The following is a 20,995-nucleotide window of genomic DNA, read 5'->3' as shown; positions in this document are numbered from 1 at the left end:
CTCCCACAGGATATACGCAACTCCGTGGATCGGCTTTAGCCACGAAGAGGTCGTTACAGTCGTTGAAAACTGATCGTTTGAAATACCGCCTTCCCGGCTGAAGCCGGTCCCACGACGAGGGTACAGATGCAAAAAAGCCCGCCATTCTCACAAATGGCGGGCTTTCCTGATTCAGCTTTCGCTTATGGCTTTTTCAAGCCGTAATGCTCGTCGAGCATGCCCGGCGAGTTGGGGGTCTTTGGGGCGTAGTCTTTCGGTGGTTCGTTCGTGCGCGGCGGTGTCAGACGATCGCGCGGTACCTGATTGGCCTCAGGATGCAGGGCTGCCAGTAAACGTTGACGAGTCAGCTCGTCAGTCGCCAGACGGTTGGCACCTTCGGCAAGATGTTCCTGCACGTCCTGATAGCTTTGCGAAAGCTTCTGGACCAGATTAGCCGTGCTGTTGAAGTGAGTGACCACCTCGTTCTGATAAGTATCGAAACGCTCCTGAACATCGTCCAGCTGGCGCTGGGTTCCATTGGGGGCGGCGTTGGGCACCAGACGTGCTACCAGAAAACCGATGACGACACCGACAACCAGGGCAATGGTCGGCAACAACCAAACTAAGAGCGAGAGTTCCACGAGTCCTTCCTCTATAAACGGCTTTGCTTTACGTTAACGGCTCGAACCTGCTCTGTATACCGCGACGCGTTCACGGATATGCTATCGGCAGACAATCAGCTAGACGAGTCGACCCTTTGCGAGGTCACGGAGTTCCTTTTTGCTCATGCGCGAAACCCCTGTATTGATCGATGGCCCGGTGGGCCAACTAGAAGCCCTTTATCTGGATTTGGCCGACGCTAAAGGCTTGGCACTCATCTGCCATCCCAACCCGATTCAGGGCGGCACCATGCTTAACAAGGTCGTTTCAACCCTGCAGCGTACGGCTCGCGACGCGGGTTTGATTACATTACGTTTCAATTATCGTGGTGTGGGCGCAAGTGCCGGGACGTCCGAGGCAGGGCCTGGCGAAATCGAAGACGCCCAGGCTGCCGCCCGCTGGCTGCTCGAAAAGCACCCTGATCTGCCGCTGACACTTTTTGGGTTTTCCTTCGGTGGTTTTGTCGCCGCCAGCCTTGGCGGTCGTCTGGAAGCAGCTGGACACAAGCTTAGCCACTTGTTCATGGTCGCGCCTGCGGTCATGCGCTTGAACGAGCAGTACCCGTTGCCACAGAACTGCCCACTGACTGTAATTCAGCCGGAGACCGACGAAGTCGTCGAGCCGCAACTGGTTTACGACTGGTCGGCTGCGTTGCCGCGCCCACATGAGCTGCTGAAAGTGGCAGAATGCGGACACTTTTTTCATGGCAAGCTGACCGATCTCAAGGATCTGGTCATGCCACGCCTTTCGAACTGATGACAGCCCCATAAGCGACCTGCCATGACCACTCGTATCCTGACCGGTATCACCACCACCGGTACGCCCCACCTGGGTAACTACGCGGGCGCGATTCGCCCGGCCATTGTTGCCAGCCGCCAAAGCGATGCTGACTCGTTTTACTTTCTGGCTGACTATCACGCCCTGATCAAGTGCGATGACCCGCTGCGCATTCAGCGCTCGCGTCTGGACATCGCTGCGACCTGGCTGGCAGCCGGTCTGGATGTGGATCGCGTGACCTTCTATCGTCAGTCCGACATCCCGGAAATCACCGAGCTGACCTGGTTGTTGACCTGCGTTGCAGCCAAAGGCTTGCTTAACCGTGCCCACGCCTACAAGGCGTCGGTGGACAAGAACGTTGAGACGGGCGAAGACCCGGATGCGGGCATCACCATGGGCTTGTACAGCTACCCGGTGTTGATGGCTGCCGACATCCTGATGTTCAACGCACATAAGGTGCCGGTGGGCCGTGACCAGATCCAGCACGTCGAAATGGCGCGCGACATTGGCCAGCGCTTCAACCACCTGTTTGGCCAGGGCAAAGAGTTCTTTGTCATGCCTGAGGCGCTGATCGAAGAAAGCGTCGCCACGCTGCCGGGTCTCGACGGGCGCAAAATGTCGAAGAGCTACGACAACACCATCCCGTTGTTCAGCAGCGCTAAAGAGATGAAAGACGCAATCTCGCGCATCATCACCGACTCGAAAGCGCCAGGCGAAGCCAAGGACCCAGACAACTCGCACCTGTTCACCCTGTATTCGGCGTTTGCCACGCCTGAGCAGAACGCTGAGTTCCGTTCCGAGTTGCTTCAAGGTCTGGGTTGGGGCGAGGCGAAAAATCGTCTGTTCACGCTGCTGGACCAGCAGTTGGGTGAGGCCCGTGAGAACTACCATCGCTTGATCGAGCGTCCTGCTGACCTGGAGGACATTCTATTGGCCGGCGCGGCGAAGGCTCGCAAGGTCGCTACGCCGTTCCTCGGCGAACTGCGTGAAGCGGTGGGGCTGCGCTCTTTCCGTAGCGGCGTTCAGGTCGCCGAGACGGGCAAGAAGAAAGCCGCCAAGGGCGCACGCTTTGTCAGCTTCCGTGAAGACGATGGAAGTTTCCGCTTCCGCCTGCTGGCTGCGGATGGCGAGCAACTGCTGTTGTCGCGCAATTTTGCCGATGGCAAAGCCGCAGGTGCGGTGAGCAAGCAATTGCAGCAGGGCGGTGAACTGGATGTGCGGGCCGAGGCTGACAGCTTCACCCTGTGGCTTGATGGCCAATGTGTGGCGGACAGTCCGGCATTCACTGACGCCGCTGCTCGTGACGCCGCCATAGAAAGCCTCAAGTCGGCACTCGCACCACAACAGGATTGATTGCCAATCTGTCGGGCCGTCGCTACAGTGACGGCCCGTTTTTGTTGCCTTGTTAGCGAATATGACCCCTCTAGAACGATACCAAGCTGATCTGAAACGCCCTGATTTCTTCCATGATGCGGCGCAGGAAACTGCTGTGCGTCATCTGCAGCGTCTGTATGACGATCTGGTGGCCGCCAATCAGAGCAAGCCGGGCATGTTCGGCAAGCTGTTCGGCAAGAAGGAACAGGCGCCGGTCAAGGGCTTGTACTTCTGGGGCGGGGTAGGCCGGGGCAAGACGTACCTGGTTGATACCTTCTTCGAAGCCCTGCCGTTCGAGCAGAAGGTTCGGACTCACTTCCACCGCTTCATGAAGCGCGTGCACGAAGAGATGCGGACCCTCAAGGGCGAGAAAAACCCGCTGACCATCATCGCCAGGCGCTTTTCCGATGAGGCGCGGGTGATCTGTTTCGATGAGTTTTTCGTGTCGGACATCACCGACGCCATGATCCTCGGCACCCTGATGGAAGAGCTGTTCAGAAACGGTGTGACGCTGGTTGCGACCTCGAACATCGTGCCGGACGGTTTGTACAAGGACGGCCTGCAACGCGCGCGCTTCCTGCCGGCCATTGCGCTGATCAAGCAGAACACCGAAATCGTCAACGTCGACAGCGGCGTGGACTATCGCCTGCGTCACCTTGAGCAGGCTGAGCTGTTCCACTTCCCGCTGGATGAAGCTGCACAGGAAAGTCTGCGCAAGAGCTTCAAGGCGCTGACGCCGGATTGCGCGCAGACCATCGAGAATGACGTATTGATGGTCGAGAATCGTGAAATCCGTGCCCTGCGTACTTGTGATGACGTGGCCTGGTTCGACTTCCGTGAACTGTGCGACGGCCCACGCAGCCAGAACGATTACATCGAACTGGGCAAGATCTACCACGCTGTGTTGCTCAGTGGCGTAGAGCAGATGAGCGTCACCACCGACGACATCGCCCGACGTTTTATCAACATGGTCGACGAATTCTACGACCGTAACGTCAAGTTGATCATCTCGGCCGAAGTCGAGTTGAAAGACCTGTATACCGGCGGCCGTTTGAACTTCGAGTTCCAGCGGACCTTGAGCCGGTTGCTCGAAATGCAGTCCCATGAGTTCCTGTCCAGAGCGCATAAGCCGTAATAGCCAGGATGATTGATCAAAGCCCACATGATGTGGGCTTTTTTTTGATCATTATTTTATAGGTAGGATATTTCCTGCAATTATTGAGGATGAATTCTACAAGCGTAGTCGGCGTTGTTTAATTGTATTTCTTCCGTGGATTCTATTGATTGATTGGTAGATGGCTTAAGGGGTACTTGAGCTTTTTTCTGATATTTCAATACTAAAACTACGAAGGATTTAAAAATGCCAACTGAATTACCTCCATCCTTTATACGAGCGCGTCCCCAGAGGGGCGATCCTTACGGTCTGACCAGTGGTGGGTATAGCCCATCGGGGGAGGAGTTTCCTTATAGAGTCAACAACCCGCTTAACTGGCAGATGATACAAAAGCGTGACGGCTATTGCAGTCCGAACTGGCGGGGGACGTTTCAGGCTCTGATGAATTCTTCTGGCGGATTGCACATTAACGTATTGACTGAAATGCGCATTCTTGCTTATGCGGATCTGTTGCATGCACAAGGTCAACCACTATTAGCAGCCTATGATCAGGCCTGTAACACCGCAGTGCCATTTTTGTATAACCCTCACGACACAATGCCTTATCCGCCGGGTAATCGACAGCTTTCCGGAGACTATTTGACGGCGATTCATGCTTTAACACACGCGATGTTCGGTAGTGGCGAGCCCATGGATTTCCCGCTTAATCGGACGGGTATTTCTGTCGACCTATCGAGCAAGCAGGCTTTTATGGACGCCGTCAGGCAAGCTCCAGTCGGTAATTCAACAATTGATCAGCGGGTATCACATAATACTTATGATGACTCGTATTCTACGGGTGGCGCATTGGGATATATCACGTTGAGAGCGCAGGGCGAACTTCAAAAGAGTCAATCCGGTGCCTGGATTTTAAATAACGGGACGTTGAAAGCTTTTGATGATCTTTTTGATGCTAATAGTTCTACTCATCGCAGTGGAATGGCAGAACTCGGAACTGCGATGCTTAGACCGTTGATAAGAGAGCCTTTCACAATTCGCTTACCGGGAGAGATTTCAGTTTCAGCGAGTGGGCAGCTTTAATGAGTGGCAAGGATCGAGCTGGATTGACTAGAGCGTTTTCTCGAGCTGCGATGATTATCGGTGTCGAATATGTTGCCGCTATGGTTCTGACCCTGTTTCATTATTTAAAGTTAAGCTTTAAATTATATGGTGAGATGGGTGAGCTTCCATCGTCCTTTTTCGAGATGATTGCCATCGCTTTCGTTGGGGGTGGGGCGCTGGTTTTATACCTGCTCGGAATATGGGTGGTGCGATGGAGAATTCCTAAGCGGTTGCTAATTGGAATAGTAGTTGCCCTACAGTTTCCTGTATTGTTAACAGCCGTGCTGCTCGCGGTAGTGCTTTGGGTAAATCTGGCCTCGCTAGAAGCTGTCGCTGCTGCGTGTATTGCTAGTCTGATCGTGCTACAGACCCCAGTGCTGATCTCCAGACTTTTGGACACTCGCTGATCGATTCACTCTTAGAACTCGCTAGGCGAGTAGGGGCGGATGTGAATGGAGTGTGCTTGGTTTGTTGCGCTCTATCAGCTAACTGATTAACTGAAGTTTCTTTCTGTGTTGAAAAAAAGCCCACATGATGTGGGCTTTTTTACGGCTTGATTTTATCCCGTCTGGGATATTTCCTGCAGGCTATCAAGGATAGGGCTTACAAGTATGATGGTCGTTGTCTAATTGTATTCCTCCTGCAGATTATATTTATTGGTCTGGGGCGGCTTTCTACTGGCATAATTAAAAGTTTGGTCAAATATCCGTTAACGATCCATGTTTTCTGGGGGCATTGTGAGCAAGCGGAGTGGCAAATTGCGCGTAATCATAATGAAGGGCAAATCATTTTTCTGGACAGCGCTTATCATCGGGGCTGAGTACTGTGCAGCTTCGATTATGGCAGCTTTCCACGTGATAAAAGTGGGGCTCGAGCTTGGGCCTGAGGATGGGGATGCGATGCCGCCCCTATTCGCACTCTTTGTTATTGCGTCAGCCTGGATGTTTGTGACGGTGATCTTGTATGTGCTTGCAATATGGATAGCAAGGTGGCGAATACTTAGATTGCCGAGGATTTTCATTGTAGTGATTTTGCAACTTCCACTTTTCGCTACGGCAGGTTTCGTGGCTATTGGCTTGTGGTGCAACTTGAAAGGCTGGGAAACGATTGCGGCAGCCTTCATCTATAGCGTGGTCGTCCTGCAAACCCCGATGTTGTTTTCCAGGCTTACTGAATCAACTCGCTCATAACTCACCGCCAGAGGCTGGCCATATACGGTCAGCCTTTGGGGAGGTAGCGCCATTATCCTCTTCTAACGGGTGCATTAGTCCTGTAGGAGTGAGCTTGCTCGCGATAGCGTTGTGTCTGCATGTGAATATGCAACTGACACAGCGCTATCGCGAGCAAGCTCGCTCCTTGGTTATAACCGTTAAGCAGCCTGCTGAAACTGCTGGCGATACTGATTTGGCGACAACTCCGTGTGTTGACGAAACAGGCGGGCGAAGAAGCTGGCGTCGTCGTAGCCTACTTCGTAGCTGATGGTCTTGATGCTCTTGCGTGTACCTGACAGCAGGCCTTTGGCGGTTTCGATGCGTAGACGCTGCAGGTAGTGTAACGGCTTGTCGCCGGTGGCTGTCTGGAAGCGGCGCATGAAGTTGCGGATGCTCATGCCGTGATTGCGGGCGACATCTTCGAAGCGGAACTTGTCGGCGAAATGCTCTTCCAGCCAATGCTGAATCTGCAGAATCACGACGTCCTGATGCAGTTTTTGCCCGCCGAAGCCCATACGGCCGGGCGCATAGTTACGCTGTACTTCATACAGAATGTCGCGGGCAACGGCTTGCGCGACATTGGCACCGCAGAAGCGCTCAATCAGATAAATGTACAGGTCACACGCTGAGGTAGTGCCGCCTGCGCAGTACAGATTATCGGCGTCTGTGAGGTGTTTCTCCTGATTCAACAGAACCTTCGGAAAACGCTCACCAAAGTCGTTGAAGAATCGCCAATAGGTTGTAGCTTCCTTACCGTCCAGCAGGCCGGACTCAGCCAGCCAGAAAACGCCGCTGGCTTCGCCGCATAGCACTGCGCCATTGGCATGCTGTTCACGTAACCACGGAATGACTTGCGGATATCGCAAGCGAAGGGCGTCGAAGTTATCCCAGAATGCCGGGATTACTATGACGTCACTCTGGTCGAGGTCCCCGTCGACCGGCAGTACGACGTCGCTGAAGCTGCGCACCGGCTTGCCGTCGGGGCTGACCAGTCGCGTTTCGAACGCAGGAACTCTGCCCTGGCCCAGTTGTTTGCTGTAACGCAGGGCTGCTAGGTGAAAGAAATCCTTGGCTTGCATCAATGTAGAAGCGAACACCCCGTCAATGGCCAGGATGCTGACGCGCCGCAAGGGCGCGGAGGCGTGAGTCGACATATTCTGTTGTTCTTATATGGGAGATTAGTCAGATAGCGGCTGGATCGTCTTATTTTTTGGCGGGTGTGTCCAGTGTCCTCTTGCCGGTGGCGGGCATAGGCTCTGCAAGCCAATCCCGGCTTTACGATCCGGCTTCCCCAGCCAGGCAGGTGCCGAATGATCCCCAGAACTTTATTCAGTTCAGAGCATGAGTTGTTCCGCGAGAGCGTCCGCAAATTCCTCGAACAAGAAGCTGCGCCCTTTCACGGGCAATGGGAGAAGCAGGGCTGCATCGACCGTCAGCTGTGGAACAAGGCGGGAGAGCAGGGCATGTTGTGCTCGCACCTGCCTGAAGAGTACGGCGGCATGGCGGCAGATTTCCTGTTCAGCACCGTGGTAATCGAGGAAATCGGTCGGCTAGGTTTGACGGGCATCGGCTTTTCCCTGCATTCGGATATCGTTGCGCCTTACATCCTGCATTACGGCAGTGAGGCATTGAAGTTCAAGTATCTGCCCAAGCTGGTTTCGGGGGAGTTGGTCACTGCGATCGCGATGACCGAGCCAGGTGCAGGGTCAGACTTACAGGGTGTTAAAACCACCGCCGTGCGGGATGGCGACGAATACGTGATCAATGGCTCCAAGACTTTCATCACCAACGGTTATCTGGCTGACCTTGTGATTGTCGTCGCCAAGACCGATCCGTCTGCCGGGGCCAAGGGCACCAGTCTGTTTCTGGTGGAAGCCAGTACGCCCGGGTTTGCTAAAGGCAAGCGGCTGGAGAAGGTGGGAATGAAGGCTCAGGACACGTCGGAGCTGTTCTTTCAGGACGTGCGTGTTCCCAGGGAAAACTTGTTGGGGCAGGCGGGTATGGGCTTTGCCTACCTGATGCAGGAGTTGCCTCAGGAGCGGCTGACGGTTGCCATCGGAGCCGTTTCCTCAGCAGAAGCCGCGCTGCAATGGACGCTGGATTACACCCGCGAACGCAAGGCCTTCGGCAAGGCGATTGCCGACTTCCAGAACACGCGCTTCAAGCTGGCTGAAATCGCCACCGAGATTCAGATCGGCAGGGTTTTCATTGATCGCTGTCTGGAGCTGCACCTACAGGGCAAGCTGGATGTGCCGACTGCCGCGATGGCCAAGTACTGGGCGACCGACCTGCAGTGCAAGGTGCTCGACGAATGCGTGCAGTTGCATGGCGGTTACGGATTTATGTGGGAATACCCGATTGCACGTGCGTGGGCTGATGCCCGAGTGCAGCGGATTTATGCGGGGACCAATGAAATCATGAAAGAAATCATTGCCCGGAATTTGTAAGAGTCAGAGGAGTTAAGCCTGTGGGAGCGAATTCATTCGCGAAGGGGCCGATACATTCGATGCATTCCCATCATATGTACGATCGCTTTCGCGAATGAATTCGCTCCCACGGGTCCATATAGCGCTAAGCCTACTGTGTGTTACGGCGCGGGATTCGGGTGATCCTTGTGAATAGCCTCGATACCGGCCAGCACCTCGTCGGACAATTCCAGGTCGAAGCTGGCGATATTGCTATCCAGTTGCTCGAGAGTGGTGGCGCCAATGATGTTGCTGGTTACGAACGGTTGGCGGGTCACGAAAGCGAGGGCCATCTGCGTAGGTTCCAGACCATGCTCGCGAGCCAGTGCAACGTAGCGGCTGCAAGCCGCTTCCGATTGCGGGTTGAAGTAGCGGGTGAAACGACTGTAAAGGCTCAGGCGACCTTTGGCCGGGCGAGCACCGCCCTCGTATTTGCCTGAAAGCATGCCGAACGCCAGTGGCGAGTAAGCCAGCAGCCCGCACTGTTCGCGAATGGCCACTTCAGCCAGACCCACTTCAAAGCTGCGGTTGAGCAGGTTGTAGGGGTTCTGGATCGACACTGCCCGCGGCCAGCCACGGCTTTCGGCCAGTTGCAGAAACTTCATGGTGCCCCATGGCGTCTCGTTGGACAGGCCGATGTGGCGAATCTTGCCCGCCTTGACCTGTTCGTCCAGCGCTTCAAGAGTTTCTTCAAGCGGGGTGAAGTCTTCTTCTTTATGGGTGTAGCCCAGTTTGCCGAAGAAGTTGGTGCTGCGCTCAGGCCAGTGCAACTGATAAAGGTCGAGGTAGTCGGTCTGCAGGCGGGCCAGGCTGGCGTCGAGCGCCGCCACTATATGCTCGCGATTGTGCTTGAGGCTGCCACCCCTGATATGGGTGATGGCATTGCCTGGGCCGGCAATCTTGCTGGCCAGAATCCAGTCGGCGCGGTCACCTTGTTGCTTGAACCAGTTGCCGATGATGGTTTCGGTGGCGGAATAGGTTTCTGCTGTCGGCGGAACCGGGTACATCTCGGCGGTATCAAGAAAGTTGATACCGGCCTCTTTGGCGCGTTCGATCTGGGCAAAGGCTTCAGGCTGGCTGTTTTGCTCGCCCCAGGTCATGGTGCCGAGGCAGATTGCACTGACTTTCAGGTCGGTTCTGCCAAGTTGGCGATAGTCCATTTGCTTCTCCTCAGGTAAGAGAACCATAAAAGCAGGTTGAAATTTATTTCGCAATCCGCATAATCCCGCGCTCTTTGCGGTGGAAGTGATGCTCCATCCGCCGGAGAAAATCTTTGCCGTACCACAGATGCGCCGACCCGAGCCCTCGGCAGCGTCTGTATCTCGGCTGCCTTTGACATGCTGCTTGTCAAAGTACGATCTATTCAGTAAGATCCGCCGTCTCAATTTATCAGGGCGGCCCCTGAGGCTAAATAATGAAAACTTATACTGCTAAACCGGAAACAGTTAAGCGCGAATGGTTCGTAGTCGATGCTGCTGGTCAGACCCTCGGTCGTCTGGCTACAGAAATCGCTAGCCGTCTGCGTGGCAAGCACAAAGCGGAATACACTCCGCACGTTGACACTGGTGACTACATCGTTGTTATCAACGCTGAGCAAATCCGTGTTACCGGTGCTAAAACCACCGACAAAATCTACTACTCTCACTCCGGTTTTCCGGGCGGGATCAAGTCGATCAACTTCGAAAAGCTGATCGCCAAAGCTCCTGAGCGTGTGCTCGAGACCGCGGTTAAAGGCATGCTGCCTAAGAACCCGCTGGGTCGCGACATGTACCGTAAGCTGAAAGTCTATGCGGGCACTGCACACCCTCATACTGCTCAGCAGCCCCAAGAACTGAAGTTTTAACGGAATAGTTGATTATGTCGGCGACTCAAAATTACGGCACTGGCCGTCGCAAGACCGCTACCGCACGCGTTTTCCTGCGTCCAGGTACCGGCAACATCTCCATCAACAACCGTTCGCTGGACAATTTCTTCGGTCGCGAAACTGCCCGCATGGTAGTTCGTCAGCCGCTGGAACTGACTGAAACTGTTGAGAAGTTCGATATCTACGTCACCGTGATCGGCGGTGGTGTAAGTGGTCAAGCTGGCGCAATCCGCCACGGTATCACTCGCGCTCTGATGCAGTACGACGAAACCCTGCGTGGCGCTCTGCGCAAAGCTGGCTTCGTTACTCGCGACGCCCGTGAAGTTGAACGTAAGAAAGTCGGTCTGCGTAAAGCGCGTAAGCGTCCGCAGTACTCGAAGCGTTAATTCGCACTTCGTTCAAAAAGAACGCCCAGCCTCCTCACGGAGCTGGGCGTTTTTTTGTGGGCGTCTATTATACATGTGACAACGTGACTCATTCCGCGCAGGCCCCGGATTACAAGGCCTTCGGCTTTTCGGGAAAAGTAATGCCCTTGTAGTTTGAAGGGTTTCTATTTACCATTCGGCAAAATTTAGATACTTAAATTTTCAAATTAGACGCCTGATCGAACAGGCCACATAGCTGATGGGAGAGGACGGAATGAGCAATGACGGCGTGAATGCAGGCCGGCGTCGCTTCCTCGTGGCAGCCACATCTGTGGTTGGTGCAGCAGGAGCGGTGGGGGCTGCGGTCCCGTTCGTAGGGTCATGGTTCCCCAGTGCCAAGGCGAAAGCCGCAGGCGCACCGGTCAAGGTGAATATCAGCAAGATCGAAGCAGGACAGCAGATGATTGCTGAGTGGCGCGGTCAACCGGTCTTCATCGTTCGTCGTACCGAAGAGATATTGGGCAATCTTGGCAAGATTACAGGCCAGCTATCAGATCCCGAATCCAGGAGTTCGGTTCAGCCCACTTACGTTGACCCCGTTGTACGATCAATCAAGCCCGAAATACTGCTGTTGATCGGTATCTGCACCCACTTGGGGTGTTCTCCGACTTTCCGTCCTGAAGTAGCGCCAGCCGATCTGGGCAAGGATTGGGTTGGTGGTTATTTCTGTCCGTGTCACGGCTCACATTACGACCTCGCTGGCCGCGTCTATAAAGCTCAACCTGCACCTTTGAATCTGCCAGTGCCGCCGCATTCCTATGAGTCGGACAATATTATTGTCATTGGCGTCGATCAGGAGAACGCGTGATGAGCAAGTTCATGGATTGGATTGATGCTCGTTTTCCCGCCACAAAAATGTGGGAAGACCATCTCAGCAAGTATTACGCGCCAAAAAACTTCAACTTCTTCTACTTCTTCGGCTCTCTTGCCCTGCTAGTGCTGGTCAATCAGATCCTGACCGGTGTCTGGCTCACGATGAGCTACACGCCGTCAGCAGAAGAGGCGTTCGCCTCTGTTGAAGGCATCATGCGCGATGTCGAATACGGTTCGATTTTGCGCTTGCTGCACTCCACCGGTGCTTCGGCATTCTTCATTGTCGTTTACATGCACATGTTCCGCGGCCTGCTTTATGGTTCTTATCAAAAGCCCCGTGAGCTGGTGTGGATCTTCGGCATGCTGATCTACCTGGCGCTGATGGCTGAGGCATTCATGGGGTATTTGCTGCCTTGGGGGCAGATGTCCTACTGGGGCGCGCAGGTGATCATCTCGCTATTCGGCGCCATTCCGGTCATTGGTGATGACCTCACGCAATGGATTCGCGGCGACTACCTGATCTCCGGTATTACCCTGAACCGCTTCTTTGCGCTGCACGTGGTTGCACTGCCCATCGTTGTTCTGGGGCTGGTCGTGCTGCACATTCTCGCGCTGCATGAGGTGGGGTCGAATAACCCTGACGGGGTGGATATCAAGAAGCACAAAGATGAAAACGGCATTCCGCTGGACGGCATTCCTTTCCATCCTTACTACACGGTCAAGGATATCGTGGGCGTCGTGGTGTTCCTTTTCGTGTTTTGCTTCATTGTGTTCTTCTTCCCTGAAATGGGTGGCTACTTCCTCGAAAAACCTAACTTCGAGGTAGCGAACGCCTTCAAGACGCCTGAGCATATTGCGCCGGTCTGGTACTTCACGCCGTTCTACGCAATCTTGCGTGCCATCCCCGACAAGCTGATGGGGGTGATGGCCATGGGGGCTGCGATTGCTGTGTTGTTTGTACTGCCCTGGCTGGACCGAAGCCCTGTCAAATCGATGCGCTACAAAGGCTGGCTGAGCAAAATCTGGTTACTGGTGTTTTGTGTGTCCTTCGTGATTCTTGGTGTGCTGGGCGTTCTTGCGCCTACGCCTGGGCGCACGTTGCTGTCGCAGGTGTGTACGTTCCTGTACTTCGCCTACTTCATTCTGATGCCGTTTTACACCCGGCTCGAGAAGACCAAACCGGTTCCAGAAAGGGTGACTGGCTGATGAAAAAGCTATTGGCTGTACTGATTCTTGCGGCTCTGCCGATGCTGTCTATTGCTGCGGAGCATGGTGGTCCCGAGCTGGAAAGCGTCGACATCGATGTGTCTGATCAGGCCGCTATGCAGGACGGTGCGCGGACATTCGCCAACTATTGCATGGGCTGTCACAGCGCTAAATTCCAGCGTTACGAGCGCGTTGCAGATGACTTGGGTATACCGCACGAGTTAATGCTGGAAAAGCTGGTGTTCACGGGGGCCAAGATCGGCGACCACATGAACATCGGTATGCAGTCTGCAGACGCCAAGGCCTGGTTTGGCGCTGCTCCGCCAGACTTGACGCTGGTGGCACGGGTTCGCGGCACGGATTGGCTATACGGCTATCTGCGCTCGTTCTATGAGGACAAGGCGCGTCCATGGGGCGTGAATAACACGGTCTTCCCGAACGTGGGCATGCCGAATGTGCTGGTTGGCCTGCAAGGTCGCCAGGTCATCGGATGCAAACAGATTCAGCTGGTGGATGAGGGTAAGAAGCAGTACGACCCTTTGACCGGTGCGCCGTTGACACATGAAGCCTGCGATCAACTGACCATCGTTCCGAATACAGGCACCCTGACTGAGGCCCAGTTCGACGAGAAGATCAAGAATCTGGTGACCTTCCTCGCTTATTCGGCTAACCCGGTGAAGCTGCAGCATCAGCGTATAGGTACGTACGTGTTGCTGTATCTGGCTTTCTTCTTTGTCTTTGCCTACTTGCTCAAGCGCGAATACTGGAAGGACGTTCACTGATTGTTGTAACGCTGATGTAACACCTGCGCCTTCGGGCGCCTCTTTAGGCGACAAATGCAGGGCAAAAGTGATTGTGACGGCAAGATTGCAGAATTTACTGTGCGTAAATGAGCTATCTTGTCGCCCGCGATGACCACTGCCTCAATGCGGTTGTTGTCGGAGGCGTCCGAGGGCGTTTCCGTTTTTGTGTATTTCGATAAATTCAACAAGCGAGGAGGACCGCCATGGGCGTGACCAATCGGTTGGCCTGTTACTCCGACCCCGCCGACCACTATTCCCACCGCGTGCGCATTGTGCTCGCCGAGAAAGGTGTCAGCGCCGAGATCATTGATGTTGTGTCGGGGACTCATCCGGCGAAGTTGATCGAGGTGAATCCATACGGCAGCGTGCCAACCCTGGTTGATCGTGATCTGGCGTTGTACGAGTCGACGGTGGTGATGGAATATCTGGATGAGCGTTATCCGCATCCACCGTTGCTGCCGGTTTACCCAGTGGCGCGTGCCAACAGTCGTTTGCTGATCCATCGGATTCAGCGAGACTGGTGTGCTCAGGTGGACCTGATTCTGGATCCGCGCAGCAAGGAGTCGGCTCGTGTAGTGGCCCGCAAAGAGCTGCGTGAAAGCCTCACCGGCGTTTCACCACTCTTTGCCGAGAAAGCTTTTTTCCTCAGTGACGAGCAAAGTCTGGTTGACTGCTGTCTATTGCCCATACTCTGGCGTTTGCCTGTCTTGGGTATCGAGTTGCCGCGGCCTGCCAAGCCGTTGCTTGATTATATGGAGCGCCAATTTGCGCGTGAGGCATTCCAGGCAAGCCTGTCTGCTGCCGAACGTGACATGCGCTAAGGCCTAAGGAGCCGTTGATGAACTCCAGTCGCCCTTATCTGATTCGTGCTCTCTATGAGTGGATCGTCGATAACGATTGCACCCCGCATATGCTGGTTAATGCGGAATGCCCATCCGTGCAGGTCCCGCAAGGGTTTGCCAATGATGGGCAGATTGTCCTGAACGTTTCTCCGTCTGCTGTGCGTCATTTGCACATGGACAACGACGCTGTCAGTTTTGAAGGTCGCTTCGGCGGCGTTCCGCATACCCTGTACGTCCCTGTAGGGGCAATTCTGGGTATTTATGCCCGGGAGAATGGTCAGGGTATGGTTTTCGAGCTGGAGCCTCCTTTCGAGGATGATGACAGTGTTGATCCGGACGATGATCTTCCGCCACCGGGCACCGAACCGCCGCGTCCAAGCGGTCGGCCGAGTCTGAAAGTGGTGAAGTAAACGTCTCGTGCACAAAAAAAGGCGACCTCAGGGTCGCCTTTTTCATGTGTGCAGGATGGCTGGTGTCAGTCGATGTACTCGAACAACTTCACGATCTTCTGCACGCCAGACACGCTCTGTACGAGGTTGGTCGCGCGAGTGGCTTCCTGCTGGGTTACCAGGCCGAGCAGAAAGACGATGCCGTTTTCGGTAACGACTTTGATGCGCGAGCCAGGAATGGCGCTGTCTGTCAGCATCTGGCTTTTGATTTTGGTGGTCAGCCAGGCGTCATTGTTACGGGCCAGCAATGACGAAGGCGCCATGACTTGCAGCTCGTTGTTGACCTTCTTCACCCGTTGGACACCGCTGGCTTCTTTTTCGGCCAGGGCTTTAAGGTCTGCGCGGGGTGTCTGACCGGCCAGCAGCACGATGCCGTTGTAGCTGGTGACGACGATGTGCGAGTTCTGGTCCAGATCAGGGCTCGCCTTAGCGATATTCACGGCTGCCTTGGTTTCGATCAGTGAGTCATCGATTTTGCTGCCGAATGTGCGCGTGCCGCGATCATCTTCGATCGGGTTGTCGCGTGTGGCAGTCAGCACCGAGCTACATCCGCTGAGGCTTACGCACAGGGTCAGTGCCAGCAGGCTGAGACGATTAACGGTCATTCTTCACTCCCGAACAGTTGGCTGTCGATCAAATCGCACAAGCAATGAATCGCCAGCAGATGGACTTCTTGAATTCGTGCGGTGACTTTCGCCGGTACGCGGATTTCCACGTCCTCTGGTAAAAGCAGCGAGGCCATGCCGCCGCCGTCGCGTCCCGTCAATGCTACGACAATCATTTCGCGATCATGTGCGGCCTGGATCGCTTGAATTATGTTTGCAGAGTTCCCGCTGGTGGAGATTGCCAGCAGCACATCGCCCGGTTGGCCCAGCGCACGGATCTGCTTGGAGAAGATCTCGTTGTAGCTGTAGTCATTGGCAATCGACGTGATCGTCGAGCTGTCAGTGGTCAGTGCAATGGCTGGCAGGCTAGGGCGCTCACGTTCGAAGCGGTTAAGCAGCTCCGATGAGAAGTGCTGTGCATCACCAGCCGAACCGCCGTTGCCGCAAGCGAGCATTTTGCCCTCGTTGAGCAGTGCATTGACCATGACCTGGCTGGCTTGCTCGATGTAGGGTGCGAGGACTTCCATCGCCTGCTGCTTGGTATCGATGCTGGCCTGAAAAAGCTGGCGAATTCGGGATTGCATGTCCATCTGGGTGACCTTAATTAGAACGTATCGCGGCTGACCGGGTGCGCTGAGCTCGGAGGCTCCTGGCGCATTGCTGTGCAGCCCGCAAAGCGAAAAGCGAAATCTGTATTGGGTGGCGTGTGGCATGAAACGGCATTACGGTGCTGCGGTCTGCCTGCATCGTCCGTATGCCGTGGGGATCAGCATTCGAATGCATGCTTTATCCAGTTCAAGGGTGGGCCGTCAAGCGGATCACCTTCAATAGCGACGACGTCGAAGCGGCATGCAGCATCTGCCCATTGTGTTTCGTTCTGCAGGAACAATTGTGCCGCCAGAACCAGCTTTTGCTGCTTGCGAAAATCAACACTTTCCAGAGCTCCGCCCCATGTTGAATGGCGGCGGTAGCGAACCTCGACGAATACTACTGTATCCCCGTCGAGCATGACCAGATCAAGCTCGCCGCGTTTGCATAACCAGTTCTGTGCGATCAGCTGCAATCCCTGCTGCTGTAAATGCCGCAGGGCGCAGGCTTCAGCCTCGCGCCCTGCGATTTGACGGGTGTTGCCGGACATCTACGGAGCGGTATCCGGAAGACGCTGGATTTTACCGTCAACGAATTCAGCCCAGGGCAGTTGGCGTTCCACACGGCGAGCCGGGTTGACGCTCAGGCTACCGGACAGGCCATCGATGCGGCTTTCAGGCATGGTTTTGAGTTGGCCAAGGCGCGGTGCCAGACGATAGGCGTCGACGCCCATTGCATAAAGGCGACCCAGACTGCCGGAGGCTTGAGGCCATTGGGCGATGACTTGCTGACGCAGCGGATCATTGGCTTCAAGCAGCCAAGGGGTTTCGCAGAAGCGCACGCCATTCAGATCCATGTACTGCGCGTGATCGTTGCTGTTGGTGAACAGGTGCGAAGTGGCATAGACCGGAACATCACCAGCGTACTGGAAGACCATGGTCGGTTTGATCTGCTGAGCCTGTTGTGGTGTGGCGGCAAGGAACATGAAGTCAATGTCCTGGCGACGCGTTGGCTGCGCGGCAACTTGCGTGCCTACGGTGCTCTGCAGGCGTTGTGCACGGCCTTCGCTATTGCGCAGCTGGAACAGGTCGGCAACTTGCTGCGCCAGGGCAACAGGCTGGTCGACGTGTTCTGCGGCAATCAACTTGCCGCCTTTGGCTTGCCAGCTCTGGCGGAAAGCGTCGAGGACCCGATCACCCCATTCGCCTTTGGGCACCATGGCAACCGCGCTGCGTTTGCCGTCAGCCCAGGCGCGGCGAGCAACTTCACGGGCCTCGTCTTCCGCGGAAAGGCCGAACTGGAACAGTTGCTGTGGGCCTTCAGGGCCTGAGTCGCTGTAGTTCAACGCGAGGGTGGTGATAGGCAATTGCGGGCGGCTGCTGAGTTGCTTGACCAGTGGTTTTTCCAGCGGGCCCACGACCAGTTGCACACCGGCTGCTTGAGCCTGGCGATAGAACTCATCCATCGAGGTCAGACGAGAGCTGTCGAAGACCTGAATTGCAGGAGGGTTCTGACCCGCCTGCTGCGCTTGATAGTGAGCGGCCATGAAACCTTCGCGCAGTGCTTTGGCAACGGCGGCGAGCGGGCCTTCCTGAGGCAGCAGCAGGGCGATTTTGGTGAGCGGCTCGCTGGTCAGCGCACGCAGTTGCGCCAGTGTCGCAGGCAGCTGGATGGCAGCAGGATGTTTAGGGTTCTGTGCTTTCCACGTATCAATAGCGGCTTGTTGTTGCTCAAGGGTGCCAGCACCTTTGATGCTGCGCGCCAGGCTCAGCCAGCCGCCCAAATCGTCGGTTGCGGTGCTTTGCAATTGCTCTGGAGGCAGCGTCGCGACCAGTTTCCAGATCGCGTCGTTGTTGGCGCTCAGGTCGCTCCCCTGAAGTAGCGGGCCGACAAAGACACGTTCGCTGATTGCAGGAAGAACCTGACCATCGGCTTCGAGTGCGCGGGCACGGACCGTGTGGGTGCGGATCTGCTGTTCGACAGACAGTTCACCCAGACGCTGCAGGCTTGGGTGGCTGAGCGCGGTCAGTGCGGCTTTTGGCTGATTACGCCCCATCGCCAATTCGGCATCGAGGGTAGCGGCAAAGACCTGTTGGCCCGGCTTGAGCAATTCAATCTGCACTTGCGCAAGGATTTGCGCCGCGCGGCCAGGATTGTTCTGCCGATTGGCCATGTCCGCAGCGCTGAGTCGGAGCAGGGCTGCCTGATCCGGCGTTTTTGCGCTGGCCGCCTGGTCGAGCAATTGCTCGATGCTGGCGTCAGGGGTGCGTGGAAGTTCGCCAAGGCTGGACGAAGGCGAGCTGGCACAAGCCGCCAACAGGGCAGCAAGGCAGAGGGCAGAGAACAGCCGCAGGCAAGCGATCATGTGTATGTTCCTGATACTCGAGCAAATTAGCGGGGAATTGTACCCAAGCACTGGCATGGGTGCGACGTCGTTAACATTTAAAGCTGTGATATGGCAGGCAGTGCCCGATTAAACGTGGCGATACGGTCCATATGAGAGTGTTGCGCTGACAGGTGTCGGGTGCCCATCATGACTTTTCCTCCCTTTTTTCAGGTCTTCCATAGGTCTGTGGGGCATTGGTCGCGGTTGTAGTCTGTACAATGATGACCTTCGCCCTTAAAGGGTAACAAATCATGAGGTCTGCGCTTTGACTGCTCCAGTTGCTTTGAATTCCGCCGCGGGCTCGCTTTATGTAGTGGCCACGCCAATCGGCAATCTGGATGACATGAGCGTGCGGGCGTTGAAGGTGTTGCGCGAGGTGGCGCTGATCGCTGCCGAGGATACGCGTCACTCTTCACGATTGATGCAGCATTTTGGTATTTCTACTCCGTTGGCCGCGTGTCATGAGCATAACGAACGTGAGGAAGGCAGTCGTTTTATCACCCGCTTGCTGGCGGGCGATAACGTCGCGCTGATATCGGATGCGGGAACGCCGCTGATTTCTGACCCGGGCTATCACCTGGTTCGGCAGGCGCGTGCTGCTGGTATCGCTGTTGTGCCTGTACCGGGTGCTTGCGCATTGATCGCCGCGTTATCGGCGGCAGGGCTGCCGTCTGACCGGTTTATCTTTGAGGGCTTCCTGCCTGCCAAGGCAGTGGGGCGTCGCGCTCGACTGGAGTTGCTGAAGGAAGAGCCGCGCACGCTGATTTTTTATGAAGCACCGCATCGGATTCTTGAATGTCTGCAGGATCTTGAGTTGGTATTTGGTGGGCAGCGTCCCGCACTGCTGGCTCGCGAACTGACCAAAACATTTGAAACGCTCAAAGGTTTGCCATTGGCAGAGCTGCGGGCGTTTGTAGAAAGCGACAGCAATCAACAGCGTGGTGAATGCGTAGTGTTGGTTGCGGGCTGGACTGAGCCTGAGGACGAAGACGTTATTGGCAGTGAAGCTCGACGTGTTCTGGACCTGCTCCTCAATGAGATGCCACTCAAGCGCGCTGCTGCGCTGGCGGCGGAAATTACCGGGGTGCGTAAGAATCTGCTTTATCAGGTGGCGCTAGACAAGCAAAAGGGCGAATAAATCCCTGCGGCGCAGCTCTGCGACGTTTTAAAGCTTGTTCTGAGTGGGCTGTGCCGCTAACCTTGTCGGCGGAGAGTCGATTGGACAGTCGCTGCCTCTTACTTGTTCGCAATTAAGGGGGGGAGGAAAGTCCGGGCTCCATAGGGCGGAGTGCCAGGTAACGCCTGGGAGGCGTGAGCCTACGGAAAGTGCCACAGAAAATAACCGCCTAAGCGCTTCGGCGCCGGTAAGGGTGAAAAGGTGCGGTAAGAGCGCACCGCACGTCTGGCAACAGTTCGTGGTCAAGGTAAACCCCACTCGGAGCAAGACCAAATAGGGTTCCTAGGCGTGGCCCGCGCTGGAACCGGGTAGGTTGCTAAAGACGTCCAGTGATGGCCGTCGTAGAGGAATGACTGTCCTCGACAGAACCCGGCTTACAGATCGACTCTCCACCTTTTTATCCCCTCTCGTTTCAGCAGCATTACACCCCTCGTAATATCAAAAAAATCTTAAACCTCATAAATCACTTTAAGTTCGCTGCGCAGCCTTTTGTGCTGTGTCGGATTTTTCCGTAAGACCCCTCCTGAAATTCGCGCTAACCGTCCGATATCGCACCTAAATCCCAGTTCTGTAAGGGTTTTCCTTAAGACCGTGCCTTGACGGTGTGGTGGGCGGGTTCCTATAGTGTGCGCAAGTGGCAGAAAGTGGCGTGAAGTGGGTTTTTTTAACGCAAAAAGTTAGAATTCGGAGAAAGCGCCTGTGTTTCGTGGTGCAAACGCAATCAATCTCGATGCAAAGGGCCGTCTCGCTATGCCGAGCCGGTACCGTGACGAGTTGGATTCGCGTAGCGCCGGCCAATTGATCGTGACCATTGACGCCGTTGACCCTTGCTTGTGCCTTTATCCGCTCTCCGAATGGGAGCTGATCGAGGCGAAATTGCGTGAGCTTGCGACTTTCCGCGAAGAAAACCGTCGCTTGCAGCGTTTGCTGATCGGTAACGCGGTTGATCTGGAGCTGGATGGCAGCGGGCGCTTTCTGGTGCCGCCGCGTCTTCGCGAATATGCCAAGTTGGATAAGCGCGTGATGCTGGTGGGCCAGCTTAATAAGTTTCAACTGTGGGACGAGGACGCCTGGAACGCTCTTGCTGATGCGGATCTGGCGGCCATTCAACAACCTGGCGCGATGCCTGATGAATTACGTGATCTGATCCTGTGAC

The 20,995-nt window shown here is 55.4% G+C and carries 23 protein-coding genes and 1 other RNA gene; 17 read left to right on the top strand and 7 right to left on the bottom strand.

Features of this window, described 5'->3' with window-relative positions:
- Window positions 1–182 precede the first annotated feature (182 nt).
- Window positions 183–620, bottom strand: coding sequence for a Z-ring associated ZapG family protein (locus AUC61_RS05760; RefSeq protein WP_243244911.1), 438 nt, complete (start codon window positions 618–620; stop codon window positions 183–185).
- Between the two features lie 145 nt (window positions 621–765).
- Here AUC61_RS05760 and AUC61_RS05755 point away from each other — a divergent pair, with 145 nt between their 5' ends.
- From AUC61_RS05755 to AUC61_RS05730, 6 genes are all read left to right on the top strand, one after another.
- Window positions 766–1,395 (top strand): alpha/beta hydrolase, encoded by a 630-nt coding sequence (locus AUC61_RS05755; RefSeq protein ID WP_243244909.1) that lies wholly within the window; start codon window positions 766–768, stop codon window positions 1,393–1,395.
- Between the two features lie 24 nt (window positions 1,396–1,419).
- Window positions 1,420–2,769 (top strand): tryptophan--tRNA ligase, encoded by a 1,350-nt coding sequence (locus AUC61_RS05750; protein ID WP_243244907.1) that lies wholly within the window; start codon window positions 1,420–1,422, stop codon window positions 2,767–2,769.
- Between the two features lie 61 nt (window positions 2,770–2,830).
- The gene (gene zapE, locus AUC61_RS05745; protein ID WP_243244906.1) at window positions 2,831–3,925 is read left to right on the top strand and encodes a cell division protein ZapE; all 1,095 of its coding nucleotides are present in this window, start codon (window positions 2,831–2,833) and stop codon (window positions 3,923–3,925) included.
- A 225-nt stretch (window positions 3,926–4,150) separates the two neighbouring features.
- Window positions 4,151–4,984 (top strand): lipid II-degrading bacteriocin, encoded by an 834-nt coding sequence (locus tag AUC61_RS05740; RefSeq protein WP_243244904.1) that lies wholly within the window; start codon window positions 4,151–4,153, stop codon window positions 4,982–4,984.
- A 50-nt stretch (window positions 4,985–5,034) separates the two neighbouring features.
- Entirely contained in the window at window positions 5,035–5,412 is a 378-nt protein-coding gene (locus AUC61_RS05735) for a hypothetical protein (RefSeq protein WP_243244903.1), read from the top strand.
- A gap of 351 nt (window positions 5,413–5,763) precedes the next feature.
- Window positions 5,764–6,195 carry a hypothetical protein gene (locus AUC61_RS05730; RefSeq protein ID WP_243244901.1) on the top strand — a complete coding sequence of 144 codons (432 nt, stop codon included), beginning with the start codon at window positions 5,764–5,766 and terminating at the stop codon, window positions 6,193–6,195.
- Between the two features lie 179 nt (window positions 6,196–6,374).
- Here the strand turns inward: AUC61_RS05730 and AUC61_RS05725 are convergent, their stop codons facing one another.
- Window positions 6,375–7,295: a GlxA family transcriptional regulator gene (locus AUC61_RS05725; protein ID WP_243245312.1), complete on the bottom strand. Its 921-nt coding sequence runs from the start codon at window positions 7,293–7,295 to the stop codon at window positions 6,375–6,377.
- A gap of 231 nt (window positions 7,296–7,526) precedes the next feature.
- Between AUC61_RS05725 and AUC61_RS05720 the strand changes: the two genes are divergently transcribed.
- Window positions 7,527–8,663: an acyl-CoA dehydrogenase family protein gene (locus tag AUC61_RS05720; protein ID WP_243244898.1), complete on the top strand. Its 1,137-nt coding sequence runs from the start codon at window positions 7,527–7,529 to the stop codon at window positions 8,661–8,663.
- 140 nt (window positions 8,664–8,803) lie between these two features.
- Here the strand turns inward: AUC61_RS05720 and AUC61_RS05715 are convergent, their stop codons facing one another.
- Window positions 8,804–9,841, bottom strand: coding sequence for an NADP(H)-dependent aldo-keto reductase (locus AUC61_RS05715; protein WP_243244896.1), 1,038 nt, complete (start codon window positions 9,839–9,841; stop codon window positions 8,804–8,806).
- A gap of 254 nt (window positions 9,842–10,095) precedes the next feature.
- On the opposite strand from AUC61_RS05715, the gene rplM reads away from it, so the two are divergent.
- The 7 genes from rplM to AUC61_RS05680 all read left to right on the top strand — a co-directional run bounded on the left by rplM (window position 10,096) and on the right by AUC61_RS05680 (window position 15,044).
- Complete coding sequence (rplM, locus tag AUC61_RS05710) at window positions 10,096–10,524, top strand: 50S ribosomal protein L13 (protein ID WP_027900224.1); 429 nt, start codon at window positions 10,096–10,098, stop codon at window positions 10,522–10,524.
- A 14-nt stretch (window positions 10,525–10,538) separates the two neighbouring features.
- On the top strand, window positions 10,539–10,931 hold the full coding sequence (rpsI, locus tag AUC61_RS05705) for a 30S ribosomal protein S9 (RefSeq protein WP_002555064.1): 393 nt from the start codon (window positions 10,539–10,541) through the stop codon (window positions 10,929–10,931).
- A gap of 253 nt (window positions 10,932–11,184) precedes the next feature.
- Window positions 11,185–11,778 (top strand): ubiquinol-cytochrome c reductase iron-sulfur subunit, encoded by a 594-nt coding sequence (petA, locus tag AUC61_RS05700; RefSeq protein WP_243244895.1) that lies wholly within the window; start codon window positions 11,185–11,187, stop codon window positions 11,776–11,778.
- On the top strand, window positions 11,778–12,989 hold the full coding sequence (locus AUC61_RS05695; RefSeq protein ID WP_243244893.1) for a cytochrome b: 1,212 nt from the start codon (window positions 11,778–11,780) through the stop codon (window positions 12,987–12,989). The genes petA and AUC61_RS05695 overlap by 1 nt, the downstream gene beginning before the upstream one ends.
- Window positions 12,989–13,771, top strand: coding sequence for a cytochrome c1 (locus AUC61_RS05690; RefSeq protein WP_243244890.1), 783 nt, complete (start codon window positions 12,989–12,991; stop codon window positions 13,769–13,771). Before AUC61_RS05695 ends, AUC61_RS05690 begins: the two co-directional genes overlap by 1 nt.
- 224 nt (window positions 13,772–13,995) lie before the next feature.
- On the top strand, window positions 13,996–14,613 hold the full coding sequence (locus tag AUC61_RS05685) for a glutathione S-transferase N-terminal domain-containing protein (protein WP_122662729.1): 618 nt from the start codon (window positions 13,996–13,998) through the stop codon (window positions 14,611–14,613).
- A 17-nt stretch (window positions 14,614–14,630) separates the two neighbouring features.
- Window positions 14,631–15,044, top strand: coding sequence for a ClpXP protease specificity-enhancing factor (locus tag AUC61_RS05680; protein ID WP_243244888.1), 414 nt, complete (start codon window positions 14,631–14,633; stop codon window positions 15,042–15,044).
- A gap of 65 nt (window positions 15,045–15,109) precedes the next feature.
- On the opposite strand, the gene AUC61_RS05675 is transcribed toward AUC61_RS05680, so the two are convergent.
- The 4 genes from AUC61_RS05675 to AUC61_RS05660 all read right to left on the bottom strand — a co-directional run bounded on the left by AUC61_RS05675 (window position 15,110) and on the right by AUC61_RS05660 (window position 18,641).
- Entirely contained in the window at window positions 15,110–15,688 is a 579-nt protein-coding gene (locus AUC61_RS05675; RefSeq protein WP_122662725.1) for a BON domain-containing protein, read from the bottom strand.
- Window positions 15,685–16,278, bottom strand: a complete 594-nt coding sequence (locus tag AUC61_RS05670) for a phosphoheptose isomerase (RefSeq protein WP_243244886.1) — start codon at window positions 16,276–16,278, stop codon at window positions 15,685–15,687. The genes AUC61_RS05675 and AUC61_RS05670 overlap by 4 nt, the downstream gene beginning before the upstream one ends.
- Window positions 16,279–16,454: 176 nt before the next feature.
- Window positions 16,455–16,826 carry a YraN family protein gene (locus tag AUC61_RS05665; protein WP_243244884.1) on the bottom strand — a complete coding sequence of 124 codons (372 nt, stop codon included), beginning with the start codon at window positions 16,824–16,826 and terminating at the stop codon, window positions 16,455–16,457.
- Window positions 16,827–18,641, bottom strand: a complete 1,815-nt coding sequence (locus tag AUC61_RS05660) for a penicillin-binding protein activator (RefSeq protein ID WP_243244882.1) — start codon at window positions 18,639–18,641, stop codon at window positions 16,827–16,829.
- Between the two features lie 286 nt (window positions 18,642–18,927).
- On the opposite strand from AUC61_RS05660, the gene rsmI reads away from it, so the two are divergent.
- The 3 genes from rsmI to mraZ all read left to right on the top strand — a co-directional run bounded on the left by rsmI (window position 18,928) and on the right by mraZ (window position 20,994).
- Window positions 18,928–19,800, top strand: a complete 873-nt coding sequence (rsmI, locus tag AUC61_RS05655; protein WP_279290925.1) for a 16S rRNA (cytidine(1402)-2'-O)-methyltransferase — start codon at window positions 18,928–18,930, stop codon at window positions 19,798–19,800.
- 72 nt (window positions 19,801–19,872) lie between these two features.
- Window positions 19,873–20,232, top strand: an RNA gene (rnpB, locus tag AUC61_RS05650) — RNase P RNA component class A.
- Window positions 20,233–20,538: 306 nt separating this feature from the next.
- Window positions 20,539–20,994, top strand: coding sequence for a division/cell wall cluster transcriptional repressor MraZ (gene mraZ / locus AUC61_RS05645; RefSeq protein ID WP_004881513.1), 456 nt, complete (start codon window positions 20,539–20,541; stop codon window positions 20,992–20,994).
- The last annotated feature ends 1 nt before the right edge of the window (window position 20,995 follow it).

The sequence above is a fragment of the Pseudomonas maioricensis genome (genome assembly GCF_022790535.1).
Classification (GTDB): Bacteria; Pseudomonadota; Gammaproteobacteria; order Pseudomonadales; family Pseudomonadaceae; genus Aquipseudomonas; species Aquipseudomonas maioricensis.
Note: the sequence above shows the minus strand (reverse complement) of the source record. Positions and strands in the feature narration are given on the sequence as shown.